A 26,909-nucleotide genomic window follows, 5' to 3' on the forward strand; every position below is an offset into this window, starting at 1 on the left:
CCCCGGCGCGCCGGTGAGCGGCGTGGCCGTTCTCGCGGTGTCGGGTTGCTGGCCCTGGTGGGTTGCGTACCTCGCGCGGTGCCCCCCACGGTCCGTTGGTTGGCGCTCGGTGCATGGCGGCCGGCGGCTGGCGGCGCGTTGGGCGGTCCCCCCAACGGTTCGTCGGCCCGCGGATGGCGCATGGTGGGCAGGACGCCGTGCATGGTGTGGTCGGACGGCGTCGCGCAGCTTTCGTTGTTCGTCCTGTGGCCCGCCGCAGTCGAGGACCGGGGCTGGGCGGCGGCGTGGCGTGACCGCCGGAGGCGTCAGCGGCGGAGGGCGCGGGCGACCGCGGCGTCGGTGTCGAGGCGTTCGCCCTCGCGGAGGCATTCGCGGAACCGGGCCTTGCCCAGCCGCTCCGCGACCTGCCGGGCGCTGCGGTTGTGCGGGTCGTTGAAGTACTCGGAGCCGAAGAGCGGCATCCCCACCGAACGCCACAGCCGGGCCGCCGCGCCCTGGAGCACCGCTGCTTCGACCGCGTCGCCCTCGCTCGCGGTGATCCCGGCCAGCAGCTCCAGCGCGAAGACCGTGCCGACCAGGTCGCGGAAGGCGTAGTTCACCGGCAGCGACTCCTCCAGGATCTCCCTGGCCGTCGCCGTGTCGCCCTGGTTCCACGCGGCGAACCCCAGGACGTGCAGCGCGTACGAGCGGGCCCACTGCTCGCCGTGTTCCTCGCAGATGTCCCGCACCTTCTCGCAGAGCGAGGCCGCGCCCGCGATATCGCCCTGGAAGGCCAGCGCCATCGCCAACTCCACCTGCCCCATCAGCACGTTGCTGTTGAGTTCGCCGATCTCCTCGTACCGCTCCTGGGCCGACCGCAGCAGCGTCTCGGCCTGGTCCGTCTCGTCGTTGATCAGGGCCAGGCAGCCGCTGAGGTGTATCGAGTACGCGACCGCCCTGGCGTTGCCCGTTCGTTCGGCGGCCTCCCGGCACTCGTGGAGCGCGGTGAGCGCGGCCACGGTGTCGCCCTGGAGCACGGCGACATAGCCGACGACCCAGAGCGCCCGCAGCCGGGTGTCCTCGTGGTCGGTGCCCAGGGCCAGCGCGCGGTCCAACCAGTGGCGGCCCTCGGCGAGCCGGCCGCAGGCCACCCAGCAGAACCAGAGGGTCGCGGCGAGGTAGAGCCCGAACCTGGCGTCCTCGTCCTCCTCCAGGGCGAACTCGAACGCGGCGCGCAGATTGGGCAGTTCGTCGTGGATGCGGCGGGCCACCTCGGACTGGCGCGGGCTGAACCACTCCAGCTCGCACCAGGTGACCAGGCCGGTGCACCAGTCGCGGTGGCGGCGGCGCAGCCGGTCGCTGTCGCCGGTGGCGGCCAGCCAGTCGGCGCCGTAGGCGCGGACGGTGTCGAGTATCCGGTAGCGCACCCCGGAGGGCGCCTCCTCCCGGCTGACCACGGACTGGGCGACCAGCTCGGTCAGCACGTCCAGCACCTCGTCGGCCGGCAGGTCGGGGCCCGAGCAGACGTACTCGGCGGCCTCCAGGTCGAAATGGCCGGCGAAGACGGAGAGGCGGGCCCAGAGCAGCCGCTGCTGCGGGGTGCACAGCTCGTGGCTCCAGCCCATCGCGGTGCGCAGCGTCTGGTGCTGCGGCGGCGCGCCCCGGCTGCCGCCGACCAGCAGGCGGAAGCGGTCGTCGAGCCGCTGCAGGGTCTGGTCGAGGGAGAGGGTGCGCAGCCGGCCGGCGGCCAGTTCGAGCGCCAACGGGATGCCGTCCAGCCGGTGGCACAGCTCGGCGACCACCCGGCGGTTCGCGTCGGTGATGGTGAACCCCGGGAGCACGGCGGTGGCGCGGTCCGCGAAGAGCCAGGCCGCCTCGCCGAGCGGGACCCGGGCGTCGGCGCGGGCCACCGGCCCCGGCGCGGCCATCGGCGGCAGCGGGTAGAGCCGTTCGCCGGCGACGCCCAACGGCCGGCGTCCGGTGGCCAGGACGCGCAGGTCCGGCACCCGGCGGAGCAGTTCGTGGGCCAGCGTCGCGGTCGGCTCCACCAGGTGCTCGACACCGTCGAGCACCAGCAACATCCGGCGTCCGGCAAGCTGTTCGAGCAGTACGGTCAACGGTGGGCGGCCCGACTGGTCGGTGACGCCCAGCGCCTCGACCACGGCGTGTTCCAGCAGTTCGGGATCGCGCAGACCGGCCAGCTCGACCAGCCAGACGCCATCGCAGAAGCGTTCCTTCAGCAGGCGTGCCGCCTGGATCGCGCAGCGGGACTTGCCCACCCCCCCGACGCCGGTGACCGTCACCAGCCGGTCGTTGGTCAACGCCGAGGTGAGTGCGCTGACTTCGGCGCTCCTACCGATGAACCTGGTCAGCTCCGCGGGGAGGTTGCCCGCCCGCGCAGCTCCCCGAGCCGTTTCCCGAGCCGGAGGCTCGGACCCCTGAAAGCCTCGCATAAGACACGCAGGGTACGCGTAGGTAAGCAGAACGTACAATTGTCGGCGGTGCCTCTTGGCAGACGCGCGGGATTGCGGTACGAGCGCGAGCGGGGAGCGCGATAGGGTTCGGACCTGCCGTCGAGCGCGGTACGAGGCGCCACCCCCGCTGGCCGCGCGTCGACCTCGCGGCGGCAAAACTACCCATCCGAGGGAAGCGGTGCGTTCGTGTCCGGTGGAGAAGTGGCCGGCCTGCTGGTGGCCGTCTTCTGGGCGATCCTGGTCTCGTTCCTCGCCGTGGTGCTGTACCGGCTGGCCCGGACGCTGCGGGCGGCGACGGAGCTGGTCGGGTCGGTCACCGAGCAGGTCGTCCCGCTGCTGGGGGAGGCGTCGCGGACGGTGCGCAGCGCCCAGACCCAGCTGGAGCAGGTCGACCACATCACCGCCGACGTGCGGGATGTCGCCGCCAACGCCTCGGCCCTCTCCACCACGGTGGCCAGCACCTTCGGCGGGCCCCTGGTGAAGGTCGCGGCCTTCGGCTACGCCGTGCGCCGGGCGATCGGCCGACGCGGCGCGCCGGCCCCCGAGCCCCGTGTGGTGCCCGTTCCCCGCCGTCGTCAGCGTTCAGGAAGGACGAGGACCCGATGATGCGTCGCGCCTTCTGGTTCACCACCGGTGCAGCGGCGGGTGTGTGGGCCACCACCCGGGTGCAGCGCAAGCTGCGGCAGCTCACCCCGGAGAGCCTGGCCGCCCGGGCCGCGGACCGGGCCGTCGCCACCGGGCACCGGCTGCGCGGTTTCGCCCTGGACGTGCGCACCGGCATGGTCGAGCGGGAGACTGAGCTGAACGAGGCGCTCGGTCTGACCGCCGAGCCGTCCGACCGCGCACTGCCGTCGGCCGCGCCCGCCCGCGCGCCGCTGGAAGCGCCCCCGGGCCCGGCCGGGCCGACCCGACCGCCCCGCACGATCCGACCGCCCCGCACGAGCGGAAATGAGGACCTCTGATGGAGTCGGCTGAAATCCGCCGCCGCTGGCTGAGCTTCTTCGAGAAGCGCGGGCACTCGGTGGTGCCCTCGGCGTCGCTGATCGCGGACGATCCGACGCTGCTGCTGGTACCCGCCGGCATGGTGCCGTTCAAGCCCTACTTCCTGGGCGAGGCCACCCCGCCGTACCGGCGGGCCGTCAGCGTCCAGAAGTGCGTCCGCACGCCGGACATCGAGGAGGTCGGAAAGACCACCCGGCACGGCACGTTCTTCCAGATGTGCGGCAACTTCTCGTTCGGCGACTACTTCAAGGAACAGGCCATCACGCAGGCCTGGGAGCTGCTCACCACCTCCCAGGCGGACGGCGGCTACGGCCTCGACCCCGAACGGCTGTGGATCACGGTCTATCTGGACGACGACGAGGCGTACCGCATCTGGACGGAGCAGGTCGGGGTGCCGGCCGAGCGGGTGCAACGGCTGGGCATGGGCCCCAACTTCTGGTCCATGGGCGTACCCGGCCCCTGTGGCCCCTGTTCGGAGATCAACTACGACCGGGGCCCGGCGTTCGGCCCCGAGGGCGGTCCCGAGGTCAACGAGGAGCGCTATGTCGAGCTGTGGAACCTCGTGTTCATGCAGTACGAGCGCGGCCCCGGCGAGGGCAAGGAGGACTTCCCGATCATCGGGGACCTGCCGGCCAGGAACATCGACACCGGGCTCGGCCTGGAGCGCCTGGCGATGGTGCTCCAGGACGTCCACAACATGTTCGAGACGGACACCCTGCGGGTGGTGATCGACAAGGCCGCCGCGCTCACCGACGTCTCCTACGGCAACGCGGACGCCGGCGACGTCTCGCTGCGGGTGGTCGCCGACCACATGCGCACCTCGGTGATGCTCATCGGCGACGGCGTGACCCCCGGCAACGAGGGGCGCGGCTATGTGCTGCGCCGCATCATGCGGCGGGCCATCCGCAACATGCGGCTGCTGGGCGCCACCGAGCCGGTGGTGGGCGAGCTGGTGGACACCGTGATCGGCATCATGGGCGAGCAGTACCCGGAGCTGCGCACCGACCGCGAGCGGATCGAGACGGTGGCGCTGGCCGAGGAGGCCGCGTTCCTCAAGACGCTCAGGGCCGGCACCAACATCCTGGACACCGCCGTCACCGAGACCAAGGCCGCCGGCGGCCGGGTGCTCGCCGGCGAGCAGGCGTTCCTGCTCCACGACACCTGGGGCTTCCCGATCGACCTGACCCTGGAGATGGCCGCCGAACAGGGCCTGTCCGTGGACGAGTCCGGGTTCCGCCGGCTGATGCGCGAGCAGCGGGAGCGGGCCAAGGCCGACGCCAGGGCCAAGAAGCAGGGCCACGCCGATCTGACCGCCTACCGCGAGTTCGCCGACGCCGCCGGCCCGTCCGAGTTCATCGGCTACACCAGCACCACCGGCGAGTCCGAGGTGGTCGGCCTGCTGGTGGACGCCGCGCCCTCGCCCGTGGCGGTGGAGGGCGACGAGGTCGAGGTGGTGCTCACCCGCACCCCGTTCTACGCCGAGGGCGGCGGCCAGCTCGCCGACACCGGGCGGATCAGGACGGAGTCCGGCGCGGTCGTCGAGGTGCGTGACGTCCAGCAGCCGGTGCCCGGGGTGATCTCGCACCGGGGTGTGGTGCTGGTCGGCGAGGTCGCCGTGGGCGTCGGCGTCGAGTGCGAGATCGATGTGCGCCGCCGTCGGGCCATCGCCCGCGCGCACAGCGCCACCCACCTCACCCACCGGGCGCTGCGCGACGCGCTGGGCCCGAGCGCCGCGCAGGCGGGCTCGGAGAACGCCCCCGGCCGGTTCCGCTTCGACTTCGGCTCGCCGGCCGCCGTGCCCGGCACCGTGCTCGCCGATGTGGAGCAGAAGATCAACGAGGTGCTCAGCCGCGAACTCGACGTCACCGCCGAGGTGATGTCGATGGACGAGGCCAGGAAGCAGGGCGCCATCGCCGAGTTCGGCGAAAAGTACGGGGACCGCGTCCGGGTGGTCACCATCGGTGACTACTCCAAGGAGCTGTGCGGCGGCACCCATGTGCACAACACCGCCCAACTCGGCCTGGTCAAGCTGCTGGGCGAGTCCTCCATCGGCTCCGGGGTGCGGCGCGTCGAGGCCCTGGTCGGCGTGGACGCGTACCACTTCCTGGCCCGCGAGCACACCGTGGTCGCCCAGCTGACCGAGCTGGTCAAGGGCCGGCCCGAGGAGCTGCCCGAGCGGGTCTCGGGGATGCTCGGCCGGCTCAAGGAGGCCGAGCGGGAGATCGAGCGGTTCCGCGCCGAGAAGGTCCTCCAGGCCGCCGCCGGACTGGCCGCGAGCGCCAGGGACGTCCGGGGCGTGGCGCTGGCCAGCGGCCGGGTGCCGGACGGCACCACGGCGGACGATCTGCGCAAGCTGGTGCTGGACGTGCGCGGTCGGCTGGCCGGCGACCGGCCGGCCGTGGTCGCCCTGTTCACGGTCGCGGGCGGCCGCCCGCTGACCGTGGTGGCCACCAACGAGGCGGCCAGGGAACGCGGGTTGAAGGCGGGCGATCTGGTGCGCGCCGCCGCCAGGGCCCTCGGCGGCGGTGGGGGCGGCAAGCCCGATGTGGCGCAGGGCGGCGGCCAGGACCCGGCGGCCGTCGACGAGGCGCTGGCCGCCGTGGAGCGCCTGGTCGCGGACGCCGCCTGATGCGGCGCGGAAGGCGGCTGGCGATCGATGTCGGCGAGGCCAGGATCGGGGTCGCCTCCTGCGATCCCGACGGGCTGCTGGCCACCCCGGTCGAGACCGTGCCGGGGCGCGATCTGCCGGCCGCCGAGCGGCGTCTGGACCAACTGGTCGCCGAGTACGAGCCGATCGAGGTCGTCGTCGGGCTCCCGCGCTCGCTCAACGGACGCGAGGGCCCGGCGGCGAACCGGGTGCGGACGTTCGCCGAGCGGCTGGCCCGTCGACTGGCGCCGCTGCCGGTGCGGTTGGTCGACGAGCGGATGTCCACGGTGAGCGCCGCCAGGAACATGCGTTCCTCCGGCGTCTCGGCGAAGAAGGGCAGGTCGCGCATCGATCAGGCGGCGGCCGTGGTGATCCTGCAGACCGCGCTGGAGACCGAGCGCGGTGCGGGGCGGCCCCCGGGGCAGTGCGTCGAAGTGGTTGTCTGATCGCGATACGGTAACGTTCCGCGCGACATGGCAGTTTGCTGCACGGGGGGTACGGGGCTGCCACCTGCTGCACAAGGGGATCGATGACTGATTACGGCCGGGGCGCCGGCTCCGAACCGTGGTACCCGGACGACCCGTCGCACGGTGACCAGAACTGGCCCGAGGGGTATGACCCGCACGGCCGGCATCAGGCACCGCAGGCGGGGGCCGGGGCCTGGGACGCCTACGGCGGCCAGGGGCCGGAGGGCCAGCCCCCGGCGGGGTACCAGAACCCGTCCTACCCGGATCCGTCCTATCAGAACCCCGGTTACCAGGATCCGTCGTACCAGGATCCTTCCTACCAGGGGCAGGGACAGGGGGGTTGGGACCCGAACGGGCCGTCCCAACCGGCGGATCCCTACGGCCAGGGCCAGGGCGGAGGCGAGCGGCAGGGGTACCAGCAGGGATACCAACAGGGCGGCTACGACACCGGCGGCTATCCGCAGGGCTCCTACGACCAGGGCAGCCAGGGGGGCCAGGGCCTTCAGGGCGGCGCCGGTGTCCACGGGGGCAACTCCCCGCAGGGGAACGGCGGTTACGGCGCCGGTCCGTACGAGGAGGGTGGTCGGCGGGGCGACGCCGGCTATGGCGGCTCCTACGGCGGCAACTCCTACGAGACCGGCGGCTACGCGTCGGGCGAGTACGACACCGGCGGCTACCAGACCGGGGGTTACCAGACCGGCGGCTATGACACCGGCGGTTACCAGACGGGTGGCTATGACACCGGCGGCTACCAGGCCGCCGGCTATGACACGGGCGCCCGCGGCGGCTACGGGGACCCGGGGGCCGCCCACTCCGACCTCTCCCCGCCGGGCGGCGGGCAGCGCCTTCCCGGCGACTACCCCGGCGAACCCCAGGGCGCCACCCAGGCGATGGACGCCGTGCGGGTGCCGCACGCCCGCGCCGGGGAGCCGGAGCCCGGCCCCGACCCGGAGACCGGCTGGGATCCCGGCCCCGACCAGGGCGAGTCCGACTTCTTCCGCCGCGACGACGACGAGGACGACCGGGACGACGACCGCGACGGTGACGGCCGGCGCGGGGACGGCAGATCGGGCCGGCGCAAGGGCTGCGGCTGTCTGCTGCTGGCCGCCGTGGTGATCGGCGGCATCGGCGGCGTGGGCTGGTACGGCTACCAGTTCTACCAGGACCGGTTCGGCCCGGCGCCCGACTACGAGGGCGAGGGGCAGGGCGAGGTCGAGGTCGAGATCCCGGCCGGGGCCGTGCTCTCCCAGATGGGCAACATCCTCAAGGAGGCCGACGTGGTCAAGAGCCACGACGCCTTCGTCGAGGCGGCCGAGGCCGCCGAGGCGCAGATCCAGCCCGGGGTCTACACGTTGCGCCAGCAGATGTCGGCCGAGGCCGCCGTCGCCGCGCTCACCGACCCGTCGGCGCTCAATGTGCTGACCATCCCCGAGGGCCGCCGGGCCACCGACATCTACGCGATGATCGACGAACGCCTCGAACTCGAGGAGGGCACCACCGAGGAGGTCGCCGAGTCCGGCACCATCGGCCTGCCCGAGTGGGCCGAGGGCGATCCGGAGGGCTTCCTCTTCCCGGCCCGCTACGACGTCGGCGGCGAGACCACCCCCGAGGACCTGCTGACGCAGATGGTGGCGCGCGCCGAGGCCGAGTTCGAGGGGATCAGCCTGGAGACGGCCGCCGAACAGCTCGACCGCACCCCCCGCGAGGTGCTGACCATCGCCTCGCTGATCCAGGCCGAGGCCCAGGAGGACGAGGAGTTCGGCAAGGTCTCCCGGGTGATCTACAACCGGCTGGAGATCGACATGAAGCTCCAGTTCGACTCCACGGTCAACTACGCGCTGGGCCGGTCGACGTTGGACGTCACCCTCGACGACATCGAGGTGGACTCGCCCTACAACACCTACGAGGAGTACGGGCTGCCGCCGGGCCCGATCGACAACCCGGGCCACCAGGCGCTGGAGGCGGCGCTCAACCCCACCGAGGGCGACTGGCTGTTCTTCGTCACCGTGGAGCCGGGCGACACCCGGTTCACCGCCGACGACGAGGAACACGAGCTCAACGTCGAGGACTTCAACGAGGCCCAGCGCCGCGCCCGTGAGGAGGCCGACGAATGACAGGTCCCGCACCGATCCGCAGGGCGGCCGTGCTGGGCTCCCCGATCCGGCACTCGCTCTCCCCTGTGCTGCATCTGGCCGCCTACCGGGCGCTGGGCCTCACCGGCTGGGACTACGGCAGGTTCGAGGTGGGCGAGGACGAACTGGCCGACTTCCTGGGCACGTTGGGGCCGGAGTGGGCCGGCCTCTCGTTGACCATGCCGCTCAAGCGCGCCGTCATCCCGCTGCTGGACGAGATCAGCGGGACCGCCGAATCCGTCTCCGCCGTGAACACCCTCGTCCTCACCGACGACGGCCGGACCGTCGGCGACAACACCGATATCCCAGGACTGGTGGCCGCGCTCGCCGAACGCGGCGTGACCCGGGTGGAACGGGCCGCGGTGCTCGGCGCCGGGGCCACCGCCTCGTCCGCGCTGGCCGCGCTGGGCCGGCTCGGCGCCGAGGAGGTCACCGCCTATGTCCGCACCGACGCCAGGGCCGCCGAGATGCGCTCCTGGGGCGAACGGCTCGGCGTCCCGGTGACCACGGCCGGCTGGGACGAGGCGGCGCTGGCGCTCTCCGCGCCGCTGGTCGTCGCCACCACCCCGGCCGGTGCCACCGACGGCCTCGCCGAGGCGGTGCCGGCCGCGCCCGGGGTCCTCTTCGACGTTCTCTACGAGCCCTGGCCGACCCGGCTCGCCGCCGCCTGGTCGGCCGCCGGTGGGCAGGTGGTCGGCGGGCTGGACCTGCTGGTCCACCAGGCCGTCTGCCAGGTGGAGTTGATGACCGGCCTCGCCCCCGCCCCGCTGGCCGCGATGCGGGCCGCGGGCGAGGCCGCCCTGGCCGCCGGCTGATCCGGGGCCGGTCGGTGGTGTCTCGCGGGGCAGACAGGGGCACGCTCCAGTAGGCCGAACGTGGCAAGATCGAGGGCGACACGCAGGGTCGAGCATCCGAGGAGCACCGTTGAGCAGGCTGCGCTGGCTGACGGCGGGGGAGTCACACGGCCCCGCACTGGTCGCGACGTTGGAGGGGCTGCCCGCCGGGGTGCCGATCACCACCGACCTGGTCGCCGACGCCCTGGCCCGCCGCCGCCTCGGCTACGGCCGGGGGGCCCGGATGAAGTTCGAGCGGGACGAGGTCACGTTCATCGGCGGCGTCCGCCACGGGCTGACCCTCGGATCCCCGGTGGCGATCATGGTCGGCAACACCGAGTGGCCCAAGTGGGAGAAGGTGATGGCCGCCGATCCGGTGGATCCGGCGGAGCTGGCCGAGCTGGGCCGCAACGCCCCCCTCACCCGCCCCAGGCCGGGCCACGCCGATCTGGCCGGCATGCAGAAGTACGGGGTGAACGACGCCCGTCCGATCCTGGAGCGCGCCTCCGCGCGGGAGACGGCCGCCCGGGTCGCGCTCGGCACGGTCGCCCGCTCCTATCTGCGGGAGACCGCCGGCATCGAGATCGTCTCCCATGTGGTGGAGCTGGGCGCCGCCCAGGCGCCGCAGGGCCTGCTGCCCCGCCCCGAGGACGTCACCGCGCTGGACGCCGACCCGGTGCGCTGCCTCGACGCGGACGCCAGCGCGGCGATGGTCGCCGAGATCGACCAGGCGCACAAGGACGGCGACACCCTGGGCGGCGTCGTCGAGGTGCTGGCCTACGGCGTCCCCGTCGGCCTGGGCTCCCATGTGCACTGGGACCGCCGGCTTGACGCCCGGCTGGCCGCCGCGCTGATGGGCATCCAGGCCATCAAGGGCGTGGAGCTGGGCGACGGCTTCGGCCTGGCCCGCGTCCCCGGATCGCTGGCGCACGACGAGATCGTCGCCACCCCCGACGGCATCCGCCGCTCCTCGGGACGCTCCGGCGGCACCGAGGGCGGGCTCTCCACCGGGGAGGCGCTGCGGGTGCGCGCCGCGATGAAGCCGATCGCCACCGTGCCCAGGGCGCTGGCCACGGTGGACGTCGCCACCGGCGAGGCCACCCGGGCGCACCACCAGCGTTCGGACGTCTGCGCGGTGCCGGCCGCCGGCATCGTCGCCGAGGCGATGGTGGCGCTGGTGCTCGCCGACGCGGTCGCGGAGAAGTTCGGCGGCGACAACGTTGTGGAGACCCGCCGCAACGTCACCGGCTACCTCGCCAACCTGGAGGTCAAGTGACCACGCCCGTCGTGGTGTTGGTGGGCCCGCCGGGGTCCGGCAAGTCCACCGTCGGCGCGCTGCTCGCCGACCGGCTCGGGGTGCCGCTGCGGGACACCGACGCGGATGTGGAGCGGGTCGCGGGCAAGCCCATCCCGGATATCTTCCTCGACGACGGCGAGCCGCGCTTCCGTGCCCTTGAGGCCGCCGCCGTGCGGGACGCGGTCGCCGAGCACGAGGGCGTCCTCTCGCTGGGCGGCGGCGCCGTGCTCGACCCCACCACCCGCGCGCTGCTGACCGGGCTGCCGGTGGTCTTCCTCGACGTGGCGCTCGGCGAGGCCGTCAAACGGGTCGGCCTCGACGTGCCCAGGCCGCTGCTCGCGGTCAACCCGCGACAGCGCTGGCGCGCCCTGATGGAGGAGCGCCGCCCCTGGTACACCGAGGTCGCCCGAGCGGTGGTCACCACCGAGGAGCGCACGCCCGACGAGGTGGCCACGGCCGTACTCGACGCATTGGAGCGCCATCCCGCATGAGCCACACCCCCGATCCCCTTCCCGCAGGTGTTCCCGCCGAGCCGGAGCCGCTGCGGATCACCGTCGGCGGCAGCCAGGGCACCGCGCCGTACGACGTGCTGATCGGCCACCGGCTGCTGGACGAGCTGCCGGGCCTGATCGGCCCGGCGACCCGGGTCGCGGTGCTGCACCCGGAGGCGCTGGCCGAGACCGGCCGGACGCTGCGCGAGGAGCTGGCCGCCCAGGGCTACCAGGCGATCGCCGTCCAACTCCCCAACGCCGAGGACGCGAAGAACGTCGAGGTCGCCGCGTACTGCTGGCAGGCGCTCGGCCAGTCCGGGTTCACCCGGGGCGATGTGATCGTCGGCGTCGGCGGCGGTGCCACCACGGATCTGGCCGGCTTTGTCGCGGCCACCTGGCTGCGCGGGGTGCGCTGGGTCGCCGTGCCCACCACGGTGCTCGGCATGGTGGACGCGGCCGTCGGCGGCAAGACGGGGATCAACACGGCCGAGGGCAAGAACCTGGTCGGCGCCTTCCACCCGCCCTCCGGGGTGCTCTGCGATCTGGCGGCGCTCGGCTCGCTGCCGGTGCACGACTACGTGTCGGGGCTCGCGGAGATCGTCAAGGCCGGGTTCATCGCCGACCCGCGGATCCTGGAGCTGATCGAGTCCGACCCGGAGGCCGCGCGCCGCCCCGACGGGCCGCACACCGCCGAGCTGTTGGAGCGTTCCATCCGGGTCAAGGCCGGGGTGGTCTCCGACGATCTGAAGGAGTCGGGCCGCCGGGAGATCCTCAACTACGGCCACACCCTGGCGCACGCCATCGAGAAGAACGAGCGCTACCGCTGGCGGCATGGCGCGGCCGTCTCCGTCGGGATGGTCTTCGCCGCCGAACTCGGCCGTATCGCGGGCCGGTTGGACGACGCCACGGCCGAGCGGCACCGGGCGGTGCTGGAATCGCTCGGGCTGCCCGTCAGCTACCGGGGCGACCAGTGGCCCAGGCTGCTGGAGACCATGCGGGTGGACAAGAAGACCAGGGGCGATCGGCTGCGGTTCATCGTGCTGGACGGACTGGCCAGGCCCACCGTGCTGGAGGGCCCCGACCCGGCCGCCCTGCTGGCCGCGCACGCGGAGATCGCCGCCTGATGGGCGCGGAGCGGAACGGCGACGAGCGCCGCGTCCTGGTGCTCAACGGGCCCAATCTGGGCCGGCTCGGCTCCCGTGAGCCCGATGTCTACGGCAGCACCTCCTATGCCGGTCTGGTCGCCCGATGCACCGCGCTGGGCGCCGAGTTGGGCCTGGCGGTCGAGGTGCGGGAGACCAACGACGAGGGCGAGATGATCCGTTGGCTGCACGAGGCGGCCGACGGACGACTGCCCGTGGTGATCAACCCGGGCGCGTTCACCCACTACTCCTACGGGATGCGGGACGCGGCGGCGCAGCGCACCGCGCCGCTGATCGAGGTGCATATCTCCAACCCGTACCAGCGCGAGGAGTTCCGGCACACCTCGGTGATCGCCCAGGTGGCCAGCGGGACGATCGCCGGGTTCGGCATCGGTTCGTATCTTCTGGCGCTGCGCTCGCTGGCCGAGGAGCCTGGCACCTGAGGGAACCGAGCGGCCCCACGGGGCCGGGGCGCGAGGGTCCGTTCGTCCACCGCCGACTCCCGGAGCGGGGCGGGCGAACGGTACCGTTGTCCCAGCGGAAGGGAGCGCACGAGCCGGTCGGCCGTGCCGGGGAGAAGACGGAGTGGGGAGCGGATGCGACAAGCTGGTGGGATGCCCACGCCGCCGCCCGTGCCGCTCGACGGCGGCACCGGGTATGTCCAACTGCCGCCGGGCCAGATGGTGCCGGCCCCCGCCCCCGCCCCGGGCATGGCCATGCCGGACGCCCATCACGCGGGCGTGGCCGTGCTGTTGATCGGGCCGGCCGGGGCGGGCAAGACCACGGTCGCGCGGTACTGGGCGCAGCGGCGCCAGGTGCCCACCGCGCATATCAGCCTGGACGATGTCAGGGAGTGGGTGCGCGCCGGCTTCGCCGACCCGCGCACCGGTTGGGACGACCGTTCCGAGGCCCAGTACCGGCTGGCCCGCCGCACCTGCGGCTTCGCCGCGCGGAACTTCCTGGCCAACGGGATCTCCTGCATCCTGGACGACGCGGTCTTCCCCGACCGGCCGGCGGTGGGCCTCGGCGGCTGGAAGCGCCATGTCGGCCCGGGGCTGATCCCGGTCGTGCTGCTGCCGGGCCTGGACGTGGTGCTGGAGCGCAACGCGGAGCGCAGCGGCACCCGGCGGCTCTCGGACGAGGAAGTCGCCACCATCCACGGCCGCATGGCCGGCTGGTACGGCTCGGGGCTGCCCATCATCGACAACTCCCGGCACGATGTGGCGTCCACGGCCCGGATGCTGGACGACGCCGTCAGCCGCAGTCTGACCAGCCCACCGCAGTGGTGACGCGCGCTCGTTAGGACGTGTTCAGGCGGCCGTGCCCGGCCGCCGTGCGTAGGCTCGACGCATGTCCGAGGTTCACGCGGCTCGACGGTCCTGGCTGCGCGCCCGCTGTTCCCCCGTGAACGGGGCGGCCGTGGTGTCAGGTCCTGCCAATGTCCGCTATCTGGTCGGAGCCGCCCCCGTGGGTGCGGCGCTGCTGGTGCGCCACTCGGGTGGCGATGTGCTGTTGGGCCACTGGGACCCGGCCCAGAGCCCCGCGGGACCGCTGGGCGAGTTCGGCGGCCCCAGGATCGTCGCCCTGGACGGTGAGGCCGATCCGGTGGAGGCCGCCGTCGCCCTGGCCGTCGAGGAGGGGGCGCGGGAGATCGCGCTGGAGGAGCACCATCTGACCGTCGCCCGGCACCGCGTCCTCGCCACGGCGGCGCCCGCCGTGCGGCTGACGGATCTGGGCCGGGCGGTGGAGGACCAGCGGGTGGTCAAGGACGAGGACGAGATCGCCGCGCTGCGCGTCGCCGCGGAGATCACCGACCGGGCGCTGGGCGAGCTGCTGGAGTCCATCCTGGTGGGCCGCACCGAGCGGCATCTGGCCCTGGAGCTGGAACGCCGGCTGGTGGACCACGGCGCGGACGGCCCGGCGTTCCCCACCTCCGTCGCCACCGGCAGCCATTCGGGGCTCGCCGGGCACCGGCCGACGGACCGCAGGGTGGAGGAGGGCGACTTCCTCACCGTGCGGCTCGGCGCCCGCTTCCGTGGCTACCGCTGCCGGATCGGTCGCACCTTTGTCATCGGCACCAGCCCGGCGGACTGGCAGATCGAGCTGTACGACGTGGTCTTCGCGGCCCAGCGGGCGGCCAGGGAGGCGCTGACCCCGGGTGCCGAGTGCCGCGCCGTCGACCGCGCGGCGCGCGAGGTGCTGACCGCCGCCGGACACGGGAAGGCGCTGGGCCCGGTCACCGGGCACGGGGTGGGACTGGAAATGGGGGAGGACCCTCGGATGGGCCCCGCCGCCATGGGTAGACTGGGCGCTTGTGTGCCGGTCACCGTCGAGCCGGGGGTGCATCTTCCAGGCCGGGGCGGTGTCCGGATCGACGACACACTCGTCGTCCGCCCGTCGGCGGACGGCGGGCCCGAGCTACTCACCATCACGACCAAGGAGCTTCTGGCGCTGTAGCCCCAGGTGGGGCCGGGCCCGGGAGCCTCGGGTCGTCCACTTGCGGCAGCCTCAGGAGAATCCACGACCGTGGCCACCACGAACGACCTCAAGAACGGCATGGTGCTCAAGCTCGACGGGGGCCAGCTGTGGTCCGTAGTCGAGTTCCAGCACGTCAAGCCCGGCAAGGGCGGCGCCTTTGTGCGCACCAAGCTCAAGAATGTGCTTTCCGGCAAGGTGGTGGACAAGACGTTCAACGCCGGTACCAAGGTCGAGACGGCCACGGTCGACCGCCGGGGGATGCAGTTCTCCTACAAGGACGGCGCGGACTTCGTCTTCATGGACACCGCGACCTTCGACCAGCTGCCGATCAACCCCGAGACCGTGGGCGACGCGGCGAACTACCTGCTGGAGGGCCAGGACTGCACCGTGGCCATCTACGAGGAGAGCCCGCTCTTCGTGGAGCTGCCGGCCGCCGTCGAGCTGGTGATCGAGTACACCGAGCCGGGTGTGCAGGGCGACCGCTCCACCGGTGGTACCAAGCCGGCCCGTCTTGAGACCGGCTACGAGATCGGCGTGCCGCTCTTCATCACCACCGGTGAGAAGATCAAGGTCGACACCCGCTCCGGCGAATACCTTGGCCGGGTGAACAACTAACCGTGGCTGCCCGCAGCAAGGCGCGCAAACGAGCCCTCCAGATCCTCTTCGAGGCCGACCAGCGCGCGGCGTCGCCCGTCGAGGTCCTTGCCGACTGGCAGCGACTCGCCGGGACCGACGAACGGCAGCCGCCGGTCAGCGAGTTCAGCAGGCGTCTGGTCGAGGGCTACGCGGAGCGCGCCGAGCGGATCGACGAGCTGCTCGCCCAGTACACCGTGGGCTGGCCGCTGGACCGTATGCCGGTGGTCGACCGCAACATCCTGAGGCTCTGCGCCTTCGAGCTGATCTGGGAGGACGAGACGCCCGACGCCGTGGTGCTGGACGAGGCCGTGCAGCTGGCGCGGGAGTTCTCCACGGAGGAGTCCCCGAGCTTTGTGAACGGCCTGCTCGGGCGGCTGAAGGATCTCAAGCCGACCCTGCGCCGCTAGGCGTCGAGAGCGCGCCTCCCGGCGCGCGAGCGATCCGCCCACGGGGGCGGGGGCCGGCCCTGACGAGGGGCCGGGCCCCGCCCCCGTGGGGTTGGATCAGCCCTCCTCGGCCTGCACCGCGCGGCGCGCGTCCGCGCCCAGCACGCCCCAGCTGATCAGCTGCTCGGTCAGCACCGAGGGCGACTGGTCGTAGATCACGGCCAGGGTGCGCAGATCGTCCTGGCGGATCGAGAGCACCTTGCCGTTGTAGTCACCGCGCTGGCTCTGGATGGTGGCGGTGTAACGCTGGAGCGGCCCCGCCTTGTCGCTGGGCACGTTGGCCAGGCGCTCCAGATCGAGAACCAGCTTCGGCGGCGGCTCGGCGGCGCCCCCCGGCGTGGAGCCCGGCAGCAGCTCCTGCACCGGCACTCCGTAGAACTCCGCCAGCTCCGCGAGGCGCTGCACGGTCACGGCACGGTCGCCGCGCTCGTACGAGCCGACCACCACGGCCTTCCAGCGGCCCTGGGACTTCTCCTCGACCCCGTGGAGCGACAGACCCTGTTGGGTGCGGATGGCTCGAAGCTTGGCTCCAAGCTGTTTGGCGTATTCGCTGGACATGTGTCTCCCCGGACGGCTTTTCGTAACTCACTGTGAGGTTACGCAGCGTGATATCTCTCGTCAAGCCGAGACCGGGGAGTTCTTTCTGACCTGGGGCGATACGAGACACGCAAATCACCCTGATAGGGTCGAGACCGTTCCACCCGACATCCTTTAAGGCCCGTCCCGTGAGGCGGGGAAGGAGGTCCTCGTTCGTATGGACAGCCGTATGAACAGCGACATCGACAGTGACAGTGACGGCGGCGGGAGCCGTTCCGCCCGTTCCTCCGGAGACCGCTCCGTTCTGGAAGCGCCGGACATCGCGCGGGCGTTGACCCGCATCGCCCACGAGATCGTGGAGCGCGCCAAGGGCGCCGACGACGTGGTGCTGCTGGGGATCCCCACCCGGGGAGTCTTCCTGGCCCGTCGGCTGGCCGCCAAGCTGCGCGAGATCACCGGCCACGCCACCCCCGTGGGCTCCCTCGACATCACCATGTACCGCGACGACCTGCGGCTTCGCCCCGCCCGTGCGCTGGGCCGCACCGAGATCCCCGGCGAGGGGATCGACGGCCGGCTGGTCGTCCTGGTGGATGACGTGCTCTTCTCCGGCCGCACCATCAGGGCCGCCCTCGACGCCCTGGGCGATATCGGCCGCCCCCGCGCGGTGCAGCTGGCCGTCCTGGTGGACCGTGGCCACCGCGAGCTGCCGATCCGCGCCGACTACGTCGGCAAGAACATCCCCACCTCGCTCCGGGAGACCGTCAAGGTCAGGCTGACCGAGGAGGACGGCCGCGACGGCGTGCTGCTCGGCACGCGCGCGCCCGGCCCGGAAGCGGAGCGCTAGGCCGTGGCCCCACCGCTCCGCCGAGCCCCGGGCTGATCCGCGCGCCCTTCCGCCCGCGGAGCGCTCGCGCGCCCCGCTCACCAGCACACTTCCTTGCCTACGGAAGGCACTTGATGAAGCACCACCTCATCTCGGCCGCCGACCTCACCCGTGACGACGCCGTGCTGATCCTCGACACCGCCGAGGAACTCTCCCGCGTTGCCGGCCGGCCGATCAAGAAACTCCCCACGCTGCGCGGTCGCACCGTGGTCAACCTCTTCTTCGAGGACTCGACCCGCACCCGGATCTCCTTCGAGGCCGCCGCCAAACGGCTCTCCGCCGATGTGATCAACTTCTCGGCCAAGGGCTCGTCGGTCTCCAAGGGCGAATCCCTCAAGGACACCGCGCTCACCCTGGAGGCGATGGGCGCCGACGCCGTGGTCATCCGCCACCCCGACTCGGGCGCCCCGCACCGGCTGGCCACCTCGGGCTGGATCGGCGGCGCGGTCGTCAACGCCGGGGACGGCACCCACGAGCACCCGACCCAGGCGCTGTTGGACGCGTTCGCGCTGCGCCGCCGGCTGGCCGGCGGGGCGCTCGGCACCGACCTCACGGGCCGTCGGGTCACCATCGTCGGCGACATCCTGCACAGCCGGGTCGCCCGGTCCAACGTGCGGCTGCTCACCACGCTGGGCGCCCAGGTCACGGTGGTCGCCCCGCCGACCCTGCTGCCGGTCGGCGTCGACGCCTGGCCCTGCGAGGTCTCCTACGCGCTGGACCCGGTGCTGCCCGAATCGGACGCGGTGATGATGCTGCGGGTCCAGCGGGAGCGGATGAACGCCGCCTACTTCCCGACCGAGCGGGAGTACGCCAGACGCTACGGCCTGGACGCCGACCGGATGGCGCGGATGCCGGGGCACGCCATCGTGATGCACCCGGGCCCGATGAACCGGGGCATGGAGATCACCGCCGAGGTCGCCGACTCGCCGCGCTGCACCGCCGTCGAGCAGGTCTCCGGCGGCGTGAGCGTGCGGATGGCGGTGCTCTACCTGCTGCTCGGCGGCACCACGGGCCAGCCCGCCCCGGGCCAGCCGACCGCAGGACTCGAAGAAGCGACACAAGGGAATCGAGCATGAGCCAGAGCGAGCGGACGCTGATCCGAGGTGCCGGAGTTCTCGGCGGAGCCCGACGGGACGTGCTGATCGAGGGCGAGACCATCGCCGAGATCGGCGTCGGCCTCGCCGCCGAGGGCGCCACCGTCGTCGAGGCGGCCGGCCGGGTGCTGCTGCCGGGACTGGTCGATCTGCACACCCATCTGCGCGAGCCGGGCCGGGAGGACTCCGAGACGGTCCGCACCGGCACCAGGGCGGCGGCGGCCGGCGGCTTCACCGCCGTGCACGCCATGGCCAACACCTTCCCCGTCGCCGACACCGCCGGCGTGGTCGAGCAGGTGTGGCGGCTCGGCCGCGAGTCCGGCTACTGCGATGTGCAGCCGGTCGGCGCGGTCACCGTCGGCCTCGCCGGCAGCCAGCTGGCCGAGCTGGGCGCGATGCACGATTCGGCGGCCGGCGTGGTGGTCTTCTCCGACGACGGCAAGTGCGTGGACGACGCGGTGATCATGCGCCGCGCCCTGGAGTACGTGAAGGCGTTCGACGGGGTGATCGCCCAGCACGCCCAGGAGCCCAGGCTCACCGAGGGCGCCCAGATGAACGAGGGCGTGGTCTCCGCCGAGCTTGGCCTGGCCGGCTGGCCGGCCGTCGCCGAGGAGTCGATCATCGCCCGCGATGTGCTGCTGGCCGCGCATGTCGACTCCCGGGTGCACATCTGCCATCTGAGCACCGCGGGCTCCGTCGAGCTGGTCCGCTGGGCCAAGTCCAAGGGCTGGCGGGTCACCGCCGAGGTCACCCCGCACCATCTGCTGCTCACCGACGAGTTGGTGCGCTCCTACGATCCGGTCTACAAGGTCAACCCGCCGCTGCGCACCGAACGCGATGTGCTGGCGCTGCGCGAGGCGCTGGCCGACGGCACCATCGACTGTGTGGCCACCGATCACGCCCCGCACCCGCACGAGGACAAGGACTGCGAATGGGGTGCGGCGGCCATGGGGATGATCGGCCTGGAGACGGCGCTCTCGGTGGTGCAGCACACCATGGTCGACACCGGGCTGCTGACCTGGGCCCAGGTCGCCGACCGGATGTCCACCCGCCCGGCCGCCATCGGCCGCCTCGCCGGCCACGGCCGCCCGATCGCCCCCGGCGAGCCGGCCAACCTCACCCTGCTGGACCCGGCGCACCGCGCCGAGGTGGATCCGTCCGGCTTTGTCTCACGCAGCCGCAACACCCCCTACCGGGGGCGTGAGCTGCCGGGCCGGGTCACCCACACCTGGCTGCGCGGCCGGGCCACCCTGCGCGACGGGGAGCTGGTATGAGCGCCCCCGCGTCCCCGCTGGTGGTGCTCGCCGAGGAGGCCGAGCGCCGTTCCCAGCCGGTGACGGCCCTGGCCGAGCGCATCGGCTGGGTGATCGGCCTGCTGCTGCTGGTCGCGTTGGTCTACTGGCTGATGCGGGAGGGCTGGAAGTGGCGCGCCACCCTCCAGGGGGATCTGCCCGCGCTGCCCGAGCCGCCCGAGGACGACGTCGAACCCCGGCTGGCGTTCACCGGCCGGTACCACGGCTCGACCACGGCCGGCCAGTGGCTGGACCGGATCGTCGCGCACGGCCTGGGCACCCGCAGCCGGGCCGAGGTCGCCCTCACCGCACACGGTGTGCGGGTGCTGCGGCCCGGGGCCCGGGACTTCCTGATCCCGGCCGACCGCGTCCTGGGCGCCCGGCTGGACAAGGGCATCGCCGGCAAGGTCCTCACCGAGGGCGGGCTGCTGGTGATCACCTGGCGCCACGGCGACCGCGTCCTGGACTCCGGCTTCCGTTCCGACCTCGCCGCCGAGCACGCGGCCTGGGTCGACGCCCTCGGACACCACCACCCCGCGCGGCCGGCCGATGACGCCCGGTCCGTCCAACGACCCGAAACGGAGCGCGTCCGATGAGCGCCACCACCCGGCCCGGCGCCCCCGGGCCCGCCGAACTCGTCCTGGAGGACGGCCGGTTCTTCACCGGCCGCGCCTATGGCGCGGAGGGCGAGACCCAGGGCGAAGCGGTCTTCTCCACCGGCATGACCGGCTACCAGGAGACCCTCACCGACCCCTCTTACCACCGCCAGATCGTGGTGATGACCGCACCGCACATCGGCAACACCGGCGTCAACGACGAGGACCAGGAGTCCCGCCGCATCTGGGTCGCCGGCTATGTGGTGCGCGACCCCGCCCGCACCCCGTCCAACTGGCGCTCGGTGCGCGGCCTCGACGAGGAGCTGGTCGCCCAGGGCGTGGTCGGCATCAGCGGGGTGGACACCCGCGCCCTCACCCGCCATCTGCGGGAGCGCGGCGCCATGCGCTGCGGGATCTTCTCGGGCCCCGCGCTCGCCGACAGCCGCGAGGCGCGGCTGGCCAGGGTGCGCTCCGCGCCCCCGATGGTCGGCGCTCACCTCTTCGACGAGGTGGCCACCGAGGAGCGCTATGTGGTGCCGGCCGTCGGCCCCAAGCGGTTCACCGTCGCCGCCGTCGACCTGGGCATCAAGGGGATGACGCCGCAGCGGATGGCCGAGCGCGGGATCGAGGTCCATGTGCTGCCCGCCGGCGCCGATCTGGCGGAGCTCTACGCCGCCGACCCGGACGGGGTGTTCTTCTCCAACGGCCCGGGCGACCCCGGCACCGCCGACCATCCGGTCGCGCTGATGCGCGGCGTCCTGGAGCGCGGCACCCCGCTCTTCGGGATCTGTCTGGGCAACCAGATCCTCGGCCGGGCCCTGGGCTTCGACACCTTCAAGCTCAAGTACGGGCACCGGGGCATCAACCAGCCCGTCAAGGACCTGGTCACCGGCAAGGTCGAGGTCACCGCGCACAACCACGGGTTCGCCGTGGACGCGCCGCTCGACGCGCCGACCGAGACGCACTTCGGCCGCGCCGAGGTCTCCCATGTCTGCCTCAACGACGACGTGGTGGAGGGCCTGCGGCTGCTTGACCGGCCCGCGTTCAGCGTCCAGTACCACCCGGAGGCGGCCGCGGGACCGCATGACGCCTCGTACCTGTTCGACCGCTTTGTCTCCCTGATGGAGGGCCAGCGTGCCTAAGCGCACCGATATCCAGTCCGTCCTGGTCATCGGCTCGGGCCCGATCGTCATCGGTCAGGCCGCCGAGTTCGACTACTCGGGCACCCAGGCGTGCCGGGTGCTCAGGGCCGAGGGCCTGCGCGTCATCCTGGTCAACTCCAACCCGGCGACGATCATGACCGACCCGGAGATCGCCGACGCCACCTATGTCGAGCCGATCACCCCCGAGTACGTCGAGAAGATCATCGCCAAGGAGCGCCCGGACGCCCTGCTGCCGACGCTCGGCGGTCAGACCGCCCTCAACACCGCCGTGGCGCTGCACGAGGCCGGCATCCTGGAGGCGCACGGCGTCGAGCTGATCGGCGCCAATGTGGCGGCCATCCACAAGGGCGAGGACCGCGAGCAGTTCAAGGACGTGGTCGCCGCCGTGCGCGAGCGGATCGGGCACGGCGAGTCCGCCCGCTCGGTGATCTGCCACAGCATGGACGAGATCCTGGCCGGCGTCGATGAGTTGGGCGGCTACCCGGTGGTGGTCCGCCCCTCGTTCACCATGGGCGGCGCCGGCTCCGGCTTCGCCCACGACGAGGACGAGCTGCGCCGGATCGCCGGCCAGGGCCTGGCCCTCTCGCCGACCACCGAGGTCCTTCTCGAAGAGTCCATCCTCGGCTGGAAGGAGTACGAGCTGGAGCTGATGCGGGACCGCAACGACAACGTCGTGGTGGTCTGCTCCATCGAGAACCTGGACCCGATGGGCGTGCACACCGGGGACTCCATCACGGTCGCCCCCGCGATGACCCTGACCGACCGCGAGTACCAGGTGCTGCGCGATATCGGCATCGCGGTCATCCGCGAGGTCGGCGTGGACACCGGCGGCTGCAACATCCAGTTCGCGGTCAACCCGGACGACGGGCGGATCGTGGTCATCGAGATGAACCCCAGGGTCTCCCGGTCCTCCGCGCTGGCGTCCAAGGCCACCGGCTTCCCCATCGCCAAGATCGCCGCCCGGCTGGCCGTCGGCTACACGCTGGACGAGATCCCCAACGACATCACCGAGGAGACCCCGGCCTCCTTCGAGCCCACGCTCGACTATGTGGTGGTCAAGGTCCCCAGGTTCGCGTTCGAGAAGTTCCCCGCCGCCGACTCCTCCCTCACCACCACCATGAAGTCGGTCGGCGAGGCCATGGCCATCGGCCGGAACTTCACCGAGGCGCTCAACAAGGCGCTCCGCTCGGTGGAGAAGAAGGACGCCCCGTTCGACTTCTCGCCCGCCGCCCCCGACGCCGTCCCCGGCGACAGGGACAAGCTGTTGGAGCTGGCCGCGACCCCGACCGACGGCCGGCTCGGCACGGTGATGCGCGCCATCAGGGCCGGCGCCACCCCGGACGAGGTCTTCGCCGCGACCCGGATCGACCCTTGGTTCGTCGACCAGCTGTTCCTGATCAAGGAGGTCGCCGACGAGCTGGCCGCCGCGGGCGAGTTGAGCGCCGAACTGCTGGCCCACGCCAAGCGGCACGGCTTCTCCGACGCGCAGATCGCCGACATCAGGGGCCTGGGCGAGGACGTGGTGCGCGAGGTGCGGCACGCGCTGGGCGTGCGCCCCGTCTACAAGACGGTGGACACCTGCGCCGCCGAGTTCGCCGCGCGTACCCCCTACCTCTACTCCTCCTACGACGAGGAGACCGAGGTCACGCCGCGCGAGAAGCCCGCCGTGATCATCCTCGGCTCCGGCCCCAACCGCATCGGCCAGGGCATCGAGTTCGACTACTCCTGTGTGCACGCCTGCTTCGCGCTGAGCGAGGCCGGCTACGAGACCGTGATGGTCAACTGCAACCCGGAGACGGTCTCCACCGACTACGACACCTCCGACCGGCTCTACTTCGAGCCGCTCACCCTGGAGGACGTGCTGGAGATCGTGCACGCCGAGACCCTCGCCGGGCCGGTCGCCGGGGTGTTGGTGCAGCTCGGCGGCCAGACCCCGCTGGGCCTGGCGCAGGCACTCAAGGACAACGGGGTGCCGATCGTCGGCACCTCCCCGGAGGCGATCAACCTCGCCGAGGAGCGCGGGCACTTCGGCCGGGTGCTGGCCGAGGCCGGGCTGCCGGCCCCCAAGTACGGCACCGCGTTCTCCTTCGAGGAGGCCAGCGCCATCGCCGCCGGCATCGGCTACCCGGTGATGGTCAGGCCCAGCTATGTGCTGGGCGGGCGCGGCATGCAGATCGTCTATGACGAGCCCTCGCTGGGCGACTATCTGCGCCGGCACGCCGGGCTGATCTCCGAACACCCCGTGCTGATCGACCGGTTCCTCGACGATGCCGTGGAAATCGACGTGGACGCCCTGTACGACGGCGAGGAGCTGTACCTCGGCGGAGTCATGGAACACATCGAGGAAGCCGGCATCCACTCCGGGGACTCGGCCTGCGCGCTGCCCCCGATCACCCTCGGCGGCCATGACATCAAGCGGCTGCGCGCCTCCACCGAGGCGATCGCCAGGGGCGTCGGGGTGCGCGGCCTGATCAACATCCAGTTCGCGCTCGCCGGCGACATCCTCTATGTGCTGGAGGCCAACCCCCGCGCCTCCCGCACCGTGCCGTTCACCTCCAAGGCCACCGCAGTGCCGCTGGCCAAGGCCGCCGCCCGGATCTCGCTGGGCGCGACCGTCGCCGAACTCCGCGCCGACGGCGTGCTCCCGGCCCGGGGCGACGGCGGCACCCTCCCGCTGGACGCGCCGATCTCCGTCAAGGAGGCGGTGCTGCCCTGGAGCAGGTTCCGCGATGTGCGCGGACGCGGCGTGGACACCGTGCTCGGCCCCGAGATGCGGTCCACCGGCGAGGTGATGGGCATCGACTCGGTGTTCGGCACCGCCTACGCCAAGTCCCAGGCCGGCGCCTACGGTGCCCTGCCCACCAGCGGCCGGGCCTTCGTCTCCGTCGCCAACCGCGACAAGCGCTCGGTGATCTTCCCCGCCCGCGCCCTGGTCGAGCACGGCTTCGAGCTGTTCGCCACCTCGGGCACCGCCGAGATGCTGCGCCGCAACGGCGTCGACTCCACGGTGGTCCGCAAGCAGAGCGAGGGCGTCGGACCCGAAGGCGAGCCCACCATCGTCCAGCTGATCCACGACGGGCGGATCGACCTGATCGTCAACACCCCCTTCGGCACCGGCGGTCGGCTCGACGGCTACGACATCCGCACCGCGGCCGTCGCCAGGGGCGTGCCCTGCCTGACCACGGTGCAGGCGCTCGCCGCCGCCGTCCAGGGCATCGACGCGCTGCTGCGCGGCGAGGTCGGGGTGTGCTCCCTGCAGGAGCACGCCGAACGACTCAACGCGGCGCGTGCCCGATGAGCGAACACCACGTCTACCGGCTGCTCTACCGCTCCGTGCTGCGTCGGATCGACCCGGAGCGCGCCCACCACTGGGCCTTCGGGCTGATCCGACTGGCCGCCCGGGTTCCGGGACTGGCCTCCGCCGTGCGCGCCCGCTATGCACCGGCGCATCCGACGCTGGCCGTCCACGCCCTGGGAATGCACCTTCCCGGCCCCTTCGGGCTGGCCGCCGGCTTCGACAAGAACGCCGTCGGCACCCGGGGGGCGGCCATGCTGGGCTTCGACTTCGTCGAGATCGGCACCGTGACCGGGCAGCCCCAGCCGGGCAACCCCGGGCCCCGGCTCTTCCGGCTCACCGAGGACCGCGCCCTGGTCAACCGGATGGGCTTCAACAACGACGGCTCCGCCGCCGTGGCCGAGCGGCTGGCCGCCCTCGGCTCCCGGCGGCCGGCCCTCGGCGTCAACATCGGCAAGACCAAGGCGGTCCCCGAAACGGGTGCCGTCGACGACTATGTGACCAGCACCGAACGCCTGGCCGCGCATGCCGACTATCTGGTCGTCAACGTCTCCTCACCCAACACCCCGGGGCTGCGCGACCTCCAGGCCACCCGCCATCTGCGGCCCCTGCTGGTCGCGGTGCGCGAGGCGGCCGACCGCGCCGTGCCCGACCGGCGGGTGCCGCTGCTGGTCAAGATCGCGCCCGACCTCGCCGACGAGGACCTGGACCAGATCGCCGATCTGGCCGTGGAGTTGGGCCTGGACGGGATCATCGCCACCAACACCACCATCGCCCGCGAAGGACTCCGCACCGACCAGGACACGGTGGCCGCGCTCGGCCCCGGCGGCCTCTCCGGCGCCCCGCTCAAGGAACGCTCCCTGGCCGTGCTGCGCCGCCTCTACGCCCGGGTCGGCGACCGGATCACCCTGGTCGGCGTCGGCGGCATCGAGACCGCCGACGACGCCTGGGACCGCGTGCTGGCCGGCGCGACCCTGATCCAGGGCTACAGCGGCTTCATCTACGCCGGCCCCGGCTGGACCCGGGCCCTGCACCGGGGGCTGGCCCGCCGCCTCGCCGCCAGCCCGTACACCACGCTCGCCGACGCGGTCGGCGCCGACGTCAGGAGCCCGCGACCATGACCGCCCCCGAGCCCTTCGGCGCCCGGCTGCGTCGCGCCATGGACGGACGCGGCCCGCTCTGCGTCGGCATCGATCCGCATCCGGAACTCCTGGCCGCCTGGCAACTCACCGACGACGCCGACGGGTTGGCCCGGTTCGCCGACACCGTGGTGGCGGCGCTGGCCGACCGCGTCGCCGTGCTCAAGCCGCAGTCCGCCTTCTTCGAACGCCATGGCTCCCGGGGCGTCGCGGTGCTGGAACGCGTGGTCGCCGACGCCAGATCGGCCGGCGCGCTGGTGCTGGTGGACGCCAAACGCGGCGATATCGGCTCGACGGTCGCCGCCTACGCCGGCGCCTACTTCGGCCCGGCCGCCCCGCTGCGCTGCGACGCCGTCACCCTGAGCCCCTATCTCGGCTACGAGTCGCTGCGCCCCGCGCTCGACGCGGCCAGGGCCGACGGCGCGGGCGCCTTCGTGCTGGCCCGCACCTCCAATCCGGAGGGCGCCGAGACCCAGACCGCCGTCACCGCCTCCGGACTCCCGTTGGCCCAGCGGGTGTTGCGGCAGCTGGCCGAGGAGAACGCGGGCGCGGTGCCGCTGGGCTCGTTCGGCGCCGTCGTCGGCGCGACGCTGGGCGACGCCGCCCTCGAACTGTCCGTCAACGGCCCGCTGTTGGCGCCCGGGCTCGGCGCCCAGGGGGCCACGGCCGCGGATCTGCCCCGGGTGTTCGGCGACGCCGTCGGCCAGGTGCTGCCCAGCGTCAGCCGGGGGTTGCTGCGGCGGGGGCCCGGCGTCGACGCGCTGCGCGCGGCGGCGGCCGAGGAGATCGAGGCGCTGGCCGGCGTCCTGCGGTAGGCACGTTGTCCCGTGTGCGGTCGCCCGGAACCACGCAACGTCGTCGCCCGAAGGCGGTCGGTGTCCGCCTC

24 protein-coding genes are annotated in these 26,909 nt (G+C 72.7%); 22 read left to right on the top strand and 2 right to left on the bottom strand.

Translation table 11 applies throughout. The features are described from left to right. Positions 1 to 305: 305 nt before the first annotated feature. Positions 306 to 2,432 carry a tetratricopeptide repeat protein gene (locus tag AOM46_RS25515; protein WP_107080177.1) on the bottom strand — a complete coding sequence of 709 codons (2,127 nt, stop codon included), beginning with the start codon at positions 2,430 to 2,432 and terminating at the stop codon, positions 306 to 308. 207 nt (positions 2,433 to 2,639) lie between these two features. Between AOM46_RS25515 and AOM46_RS25520 the strand changes: the two genes are divergently transcribed. The 14 genes from AOM46_RS25520 (at position 2,640) to nusB (ending at position 15,985) form a co-directional block, all read left to right on the top strand. Then, positions 2,640 to 3,059 (top strand): DUF948 domain-containing protein, encoded by a 420-nt coding sequence (locus AOM46_RS25520; protein WP_078857185.1) that lies wholly within the window; start codon positions 2,640 to 2,642, stop codon positions 3,057 to 3,059. Next, positions 3,056 to 3,415 (top strand): DUF6167 family protein, encoded by a 360-nt coding sequence (locus AOM46_RS25525; protein WP_067226585.1) that lies wholly within the window; start codon positions 3,056 to 3,058, stop codon positions 3,413 to 3,415. The genes AOM46_RS25520 and AOM46_RS25525 overlap by 4 nt, the downstream gene beginning before the upstream one ends. Then, positions 3,415 to 6,084 carry an alanine--tRNA ligase gene (gene alaS / locus AOM46_RS25530; protein ID WP_062215563.1) on the top strand — a complete coding sequence of 890 codons (2,670 nt, stop codon included), beginning with the start codon at positions 3,415 to 3,417 and terminating at the stop codon, positions 6,082 to 6,084. The genes AOM46_RS25525 and alaS overlap by 1 nt, the downstream gene beginning before the upstream one ends. Further along, positions 6,084 to 6,548 (top strand): Holliday junction resolvase RuvX, encoded by a 465-nt coding sequence (gene ruvX / locus AOM46_RS25535; protein ID WP_062215565.1) that lies wholly within the window; start codon positions 6,084 to 6,086, stop codon positions 6,546 to 6,548. Before alaS ends, ruvX begins: the two co-directional genes overlap by 1 nt. An 83-nt stretch (positions 6,549 to 6,631) precedes the next feature. After that, positions 6,632 to 8,683, top strand: a complete 2,052-nt coding sequence (mltG, locus tag AOM46_RS25540) for an endolytic transglycosylase MltG (RefSeq protein ID WP_062215567.1) — start codon at positions 6,632 to 6,634, stop codon at positions 8,681 to 8,683. Beyond that, complete coding sequence (locus AOM46_RS25545) at positions 8,680 to 9,516, top strand: shikimate dehydrogenase (protein ID WP_062215569.1); 837 nt, start codon at positions 8,680 to 8,682, stop codon at positions 9,514 to 9,516. Before mltG ends, AOM46_RS25545 begins: the two co-directional genes overlap by 4 nt. Positions 9,517 to 9,625: 109 nt before the next feature. Next, positions 9,626 to 10,810: a chorismate synthase gene (aroC, locus tag AOM46_RS25550; RefSeq protein ID WP_062215571.1), complete on the top strand. Its 1,185-nt coding sequence runs from the start codon at positions 9,626 to 9,628 to the stop codon at positions 10,808 to 10,810. After that, positions 10,807 to 11,322, top strand: a complete 516-nt coding sequence (locus tag AOM46_RS25555; RefSeq protein ID WP_062215572.1) for a shikimate kinase — start codon at positions 10,807 to 10,809, stop codon at positions 11,320 to 11,322. The genes aroC and AOM46_RS25555 overlap by 4 nt, the downstream gene beginning before the upstream one ends. Beyond that, a complete protein-coding gene (gene aroB / locus AOM46_RS25560) occupies positions 11,319 to 12,446 on the top strand; it encodes a 3-dehydroquinate synthase (protein ID WP_062215574.1) in 1,128 nt (375 codons plus the stop codon). The genes AOM46_RS25555 and aroB overlap by 4 nt, the downstream gene beginning before the upstream one ends. Further along, positions 12,446 to 12,907 carry a type II 3-dehydroquinate dehydratase gene (gene aroQ / locus AOM46_RS25565; protein ID WP_062215576.1) on the top strand — a complete coding sequence of 154 codons (462 nt, stop codon included), beginning with the start codon at positions 12,446 to 12,448 and terminating at the stop codon, positions 12,905 to 12,907. The genes aroB and aroQ overlap by 1 nt, the downstream gene beginning before the upstream one ends. A 123-nt stretch (positions 12,908 to 13,030) precedes the next feature. After that, positions 13,031 to 13,753 (top strand): AAA family ATPase, encoded by a 723-nt coding sequence (locus AOM46_RS25570; RefSeq protein ID WP_078857186.1) that lies wholly within the window; start codon positions 13,031 to 13,033, stop codon positions 13,751 to 13,753. A gap of 61 nt (positions 13,754 to 13,814) precedes the next feature. After that, the gene (locus AOM46_RS25575; RefSeq protein WP_062215580.1) at positions 13,815 to 14,921 is read left to right on the top strand and encodes a M24 family metallopeptidase; all 1,107 of its coding nucleotides are present in this window, start codon (positions 13,815 to 13,817) and stop codon (positions 14,919 to 14,921) included. 69 nt (positions 14,922 to 14,990) lie between these two features. Then, complete coding sequence (efp, locus tag AOM46_RS25580; RefSeq protein WP_062215582.1) at positions 14,991 to 15,557, top strand: elongation factor P; 567 nt, start codon at positions 14,991 to 14,993, stop codon at positions 15,555 to 15,557. Between the two features lie 2 nt (positions 15,558 to 15,559). Beyond that, the gene (gene nusB / locus AOM46_RS25585; protein ID WP_062215584.1) at positions 15,560 to 15,985 is read left to right on the top strand and encodes a transcription antitermination factor NusB; all 426 of its coding nucleotides are present in this window, start codon (positions 15,560 to 15,562) and stop codon (positions 15,983 to 15,985) included. A gap of 96 nt (positions 15,986 to 16,081) precedes the next feature. Here nusB and AOM46_RS25590 read toward each other — a convergent pair whose 3' ends face one another. After that, the gene (locus AOM46_RS25590; RefSeq protein ID WP_062215586.1) at positions 16,082 to 16,582 is read right to left on the bottom strand and encodes a transcriptional regulator; all 501 of its coding nucleotides are present in this window, start codon (positions 16,580 to 16,582) and stop codon (positions 16,082 to 16,084) included. A 208-nt stretch (positions 16,583 to 16,790) separates the two neighbouring features. Between AOM46_RS25590 and pyrR the strand changes: the two genes are divergently transcribed. The 8 genes from pyrR to pyrF all read left to right on the top strand — a co-directional run bounded on the left by pyrR (position 16,791) and on the right by pyrF (position 26,838). Beyond that, a complete protein-coding gene (pyrR, locus tag AOM46_RS25595; RefSeq protein ID WP_370592770.1) occupies positions 16,791 to 17,405 on the top strand; it encodes a bifunctional pyr operon transcriptional regulator/uracil phosphoribosyltransferase PyrR in 615 nt (204 codons plus the stop codon). A gap of 113 nt (positions 17,406 to 17,518) precedes the next feature. Further along, on the top strand, positions 17,519 to 18,520 hold the full coding sequence (locus AOM46_RS25600) for an aspartate carbamoyltransferase catalytic subunit (RefSeq protein ID WP_062215588.1): 1,002 nt from the start codon (positions 17,519 to 17,521) through the stop codon (positions 18,518 to 18,520). Next, positions 18,517 to 19,812 (top strand): dihydroorotase, encoded by a 1,296-nt coding sequence (locus AOM46_RS25605; protein ID WP_062215590.1) that lies wholly within the window; start codon positions 18,517 to 18,519, stop codon positions 19,810 to 19,812. The genes AOM46_RS25600 and AOM46_RS25605 overlap by 4 nt, the downstream gene beginning before the upstream one ends. Then, complete coding sequence (locus AOM46_RS25610; RefSeq protein WP_234314002.1) at positions 19,809 to 20,426, top strand: hypothetical protein; 618 nt, start codon at positions 19,809 to 19,811, stop codon at positions 20,424 to 20,426. Before AOM46_RS25605 ends, AOM46_RS25610 begins: the two co-directional genes overlap by 4 nt. Further along, positions 20,423 to 21,568, top strand: coding sequence for a glutamine-hydrolyzing carbamoyl-phosphate synthase small subunit (gene carA, locus AOM46_RS25615; RefSeq protein WP_062215592.1), 1,146 nt, complete (start codon positions 20,423 to 20,425; stop codon positions 21,566 to 21,568). The genes AOM46_RS25610 and carA overlap by 4 nt, the downstream gene beginning before the upstream one ends. Further along, positions 21,561 to 24,887 (top strand): carbamoyl-phosphate synthase large subunit, encoded by a 3,327-nt coding sequence (gene carB / locus AOM46_RS25620; RefSeq protein WP_062215594.1) that lies wholly within the window; start codon positions 21,561 to 21,563, stop codon positions 24,885 to 24,887. The genes carA and carB overlap by 8 nt, the downstream gene beginning before the upstream one ends. Beyond that, a complete protein-coding gene (locus tag AOM46_RS25625) occupies positions 24,884 to 26,005 on the top strand; it encodes a quinone-dependent dihydroorotate dehydrogenase (protein WP_062215596.1) in 1,122 nt (373 codons plus the stop codon). Before carB ends, AOM46_RS25625 begins: the two co-directional genes overlap by 4 nt. Beyond that, the gene (pyrF, locus tag AOM46_RS25630; RefSeq protein WP_062215598.1) at positions 26,002 to 26,838 is read left to right on the top strand and encodes an orotidine-5'-phosphate decarboxylase; all 837 of its coding nucleotides are present in this window, start codon (positions 26,002 to 26,004) and stop codon (positions 26,836 to 26,838) included. Before AOM46_RS25625 ends, pyrF begins: the two co-directional genes overlap by 4 nt. Positions 26,839 to 26,909 lie beyond the last annotated feature (71 nt).

This window comes from Streptomyces sp. NBRC 109706, from assembly GCF_000974485.1.
GTDB lineage: Bacteria > Actinomycetota > Actinomycetes > Streptomycetales > Streptomycetaceae > Streptomyces.

Coding starts and splice junctions, on each gene's coding strand:
- AOM46_RS25590 (WP_062215586.1), bottom strand. CDS start 16,582: ATGTCCAGCGAATACGCCAAACAGCTTGGAGCCAAGCTTCGAGCCATC.
- AOM46_RS25610 (WP_234314002.1), top strand. CDS start 19,809: ATGAGCGCCCCCGCGTCCCCGCTGGTGGTGCTCGCCGAGGAGGCCGAG.
- mltG (WP_062215567.1), top strand. CDS start 6,632: ATGACTGATTACGGCCGGGGCGCCGGCTCCGAACCGTGGTACCCGGAC.
- AOM46_RS25545 (WP_062215569.1), top strand. CDS start 8,680: ATGACAGGTCCCGCACCGATCCGCAGGGCGGCCGTGCTGGGCTCCCCG.
- carA (WP_062215592.1), top strand. CDS start 20,423: ATGAGCGCCACCACCCGGCCCGGCGCCCCCGGGCCCGCCGAACTCGTC.
- pyrR (WP_370592770.1), top strand. CDS start 16,791: ATGAACAGCGACATCGACAGTGACAGTGACGGCGGCGGGAGCCGTTCC.
- AOM46_RS25575 (WP_062215580.1), top strand. CDS start 13,815: ATGTCCGAGGTTCACGCGGCTCGACGGTCCTGGCTGCGCGCCCGCTGT.
- AOM46_RS25515 (WP_107080177.1), bottom strand. CDS start 2,432: ATGCGAGGCTTTCAGGGGTCCGAGCCTCCGGCTCGGGAAACGGCTCGG.
- aroB (WP_062215574.1), top strand. CDS start 11,319: ATGAGCCACACCCCCGATCCCCTTCCCGCAGGTGTTCCCGCCGAGCCG.
- AOM46_RS25600 (WP_062215588.1), top strand. CDS start 17,519: ATGAAGCACCACCTCATCTCGGCCGCCGACCTCACCCGTGACGACGCC.
- AOM46_RS25605 (WP_062215590.1), top strand. CDS start 18,517: ATGAGCCAGAGCGAGCGGACGCTGATCCGAGGTGCCGGAGTTCTCGGC.
- pyrF (WP_062215598.1), top strand. CDS start 26,002: ATGACCGCCCCCGAGCCCTTCGGCGCCCGGCTGCGTCGCGCCATGGAC.
- AOM46_RS25625 (WP_062215596.1), top strand. CDS start 24,884: ATGAGCGAACACCACGTCTACCGGCTGCTCTACCGCTCCGTGCTGCGT.
- alaS (WP_062215563.1), top strand. CDS start 3,415: ATGGAGTCGGCTGAAATCCGCCGCCGCTGGCTGAGCTTCTTCGAGAAG.
- ruvX (WP_062215565.1), top strand. CDS start 6,084: ATGCGGCGCGGAAGGCGGCTGGCGATCGATGTCGGCGAGGCCAGGATC.
- aroQ (WP_062215576.1), top strand. CDS start 12,446: ATGGGCGCGGAGCGGAACGGCGACGAGCGCCGCGTCCTGGTGCTCAAC.
- AOM46_RS25525 (WP_067226585.1), top strand. CDS start 3,056: ATGATGCGTCGCGCCTTCTGGTTCACCACCGGTGCAGCGGCGGGTGTG.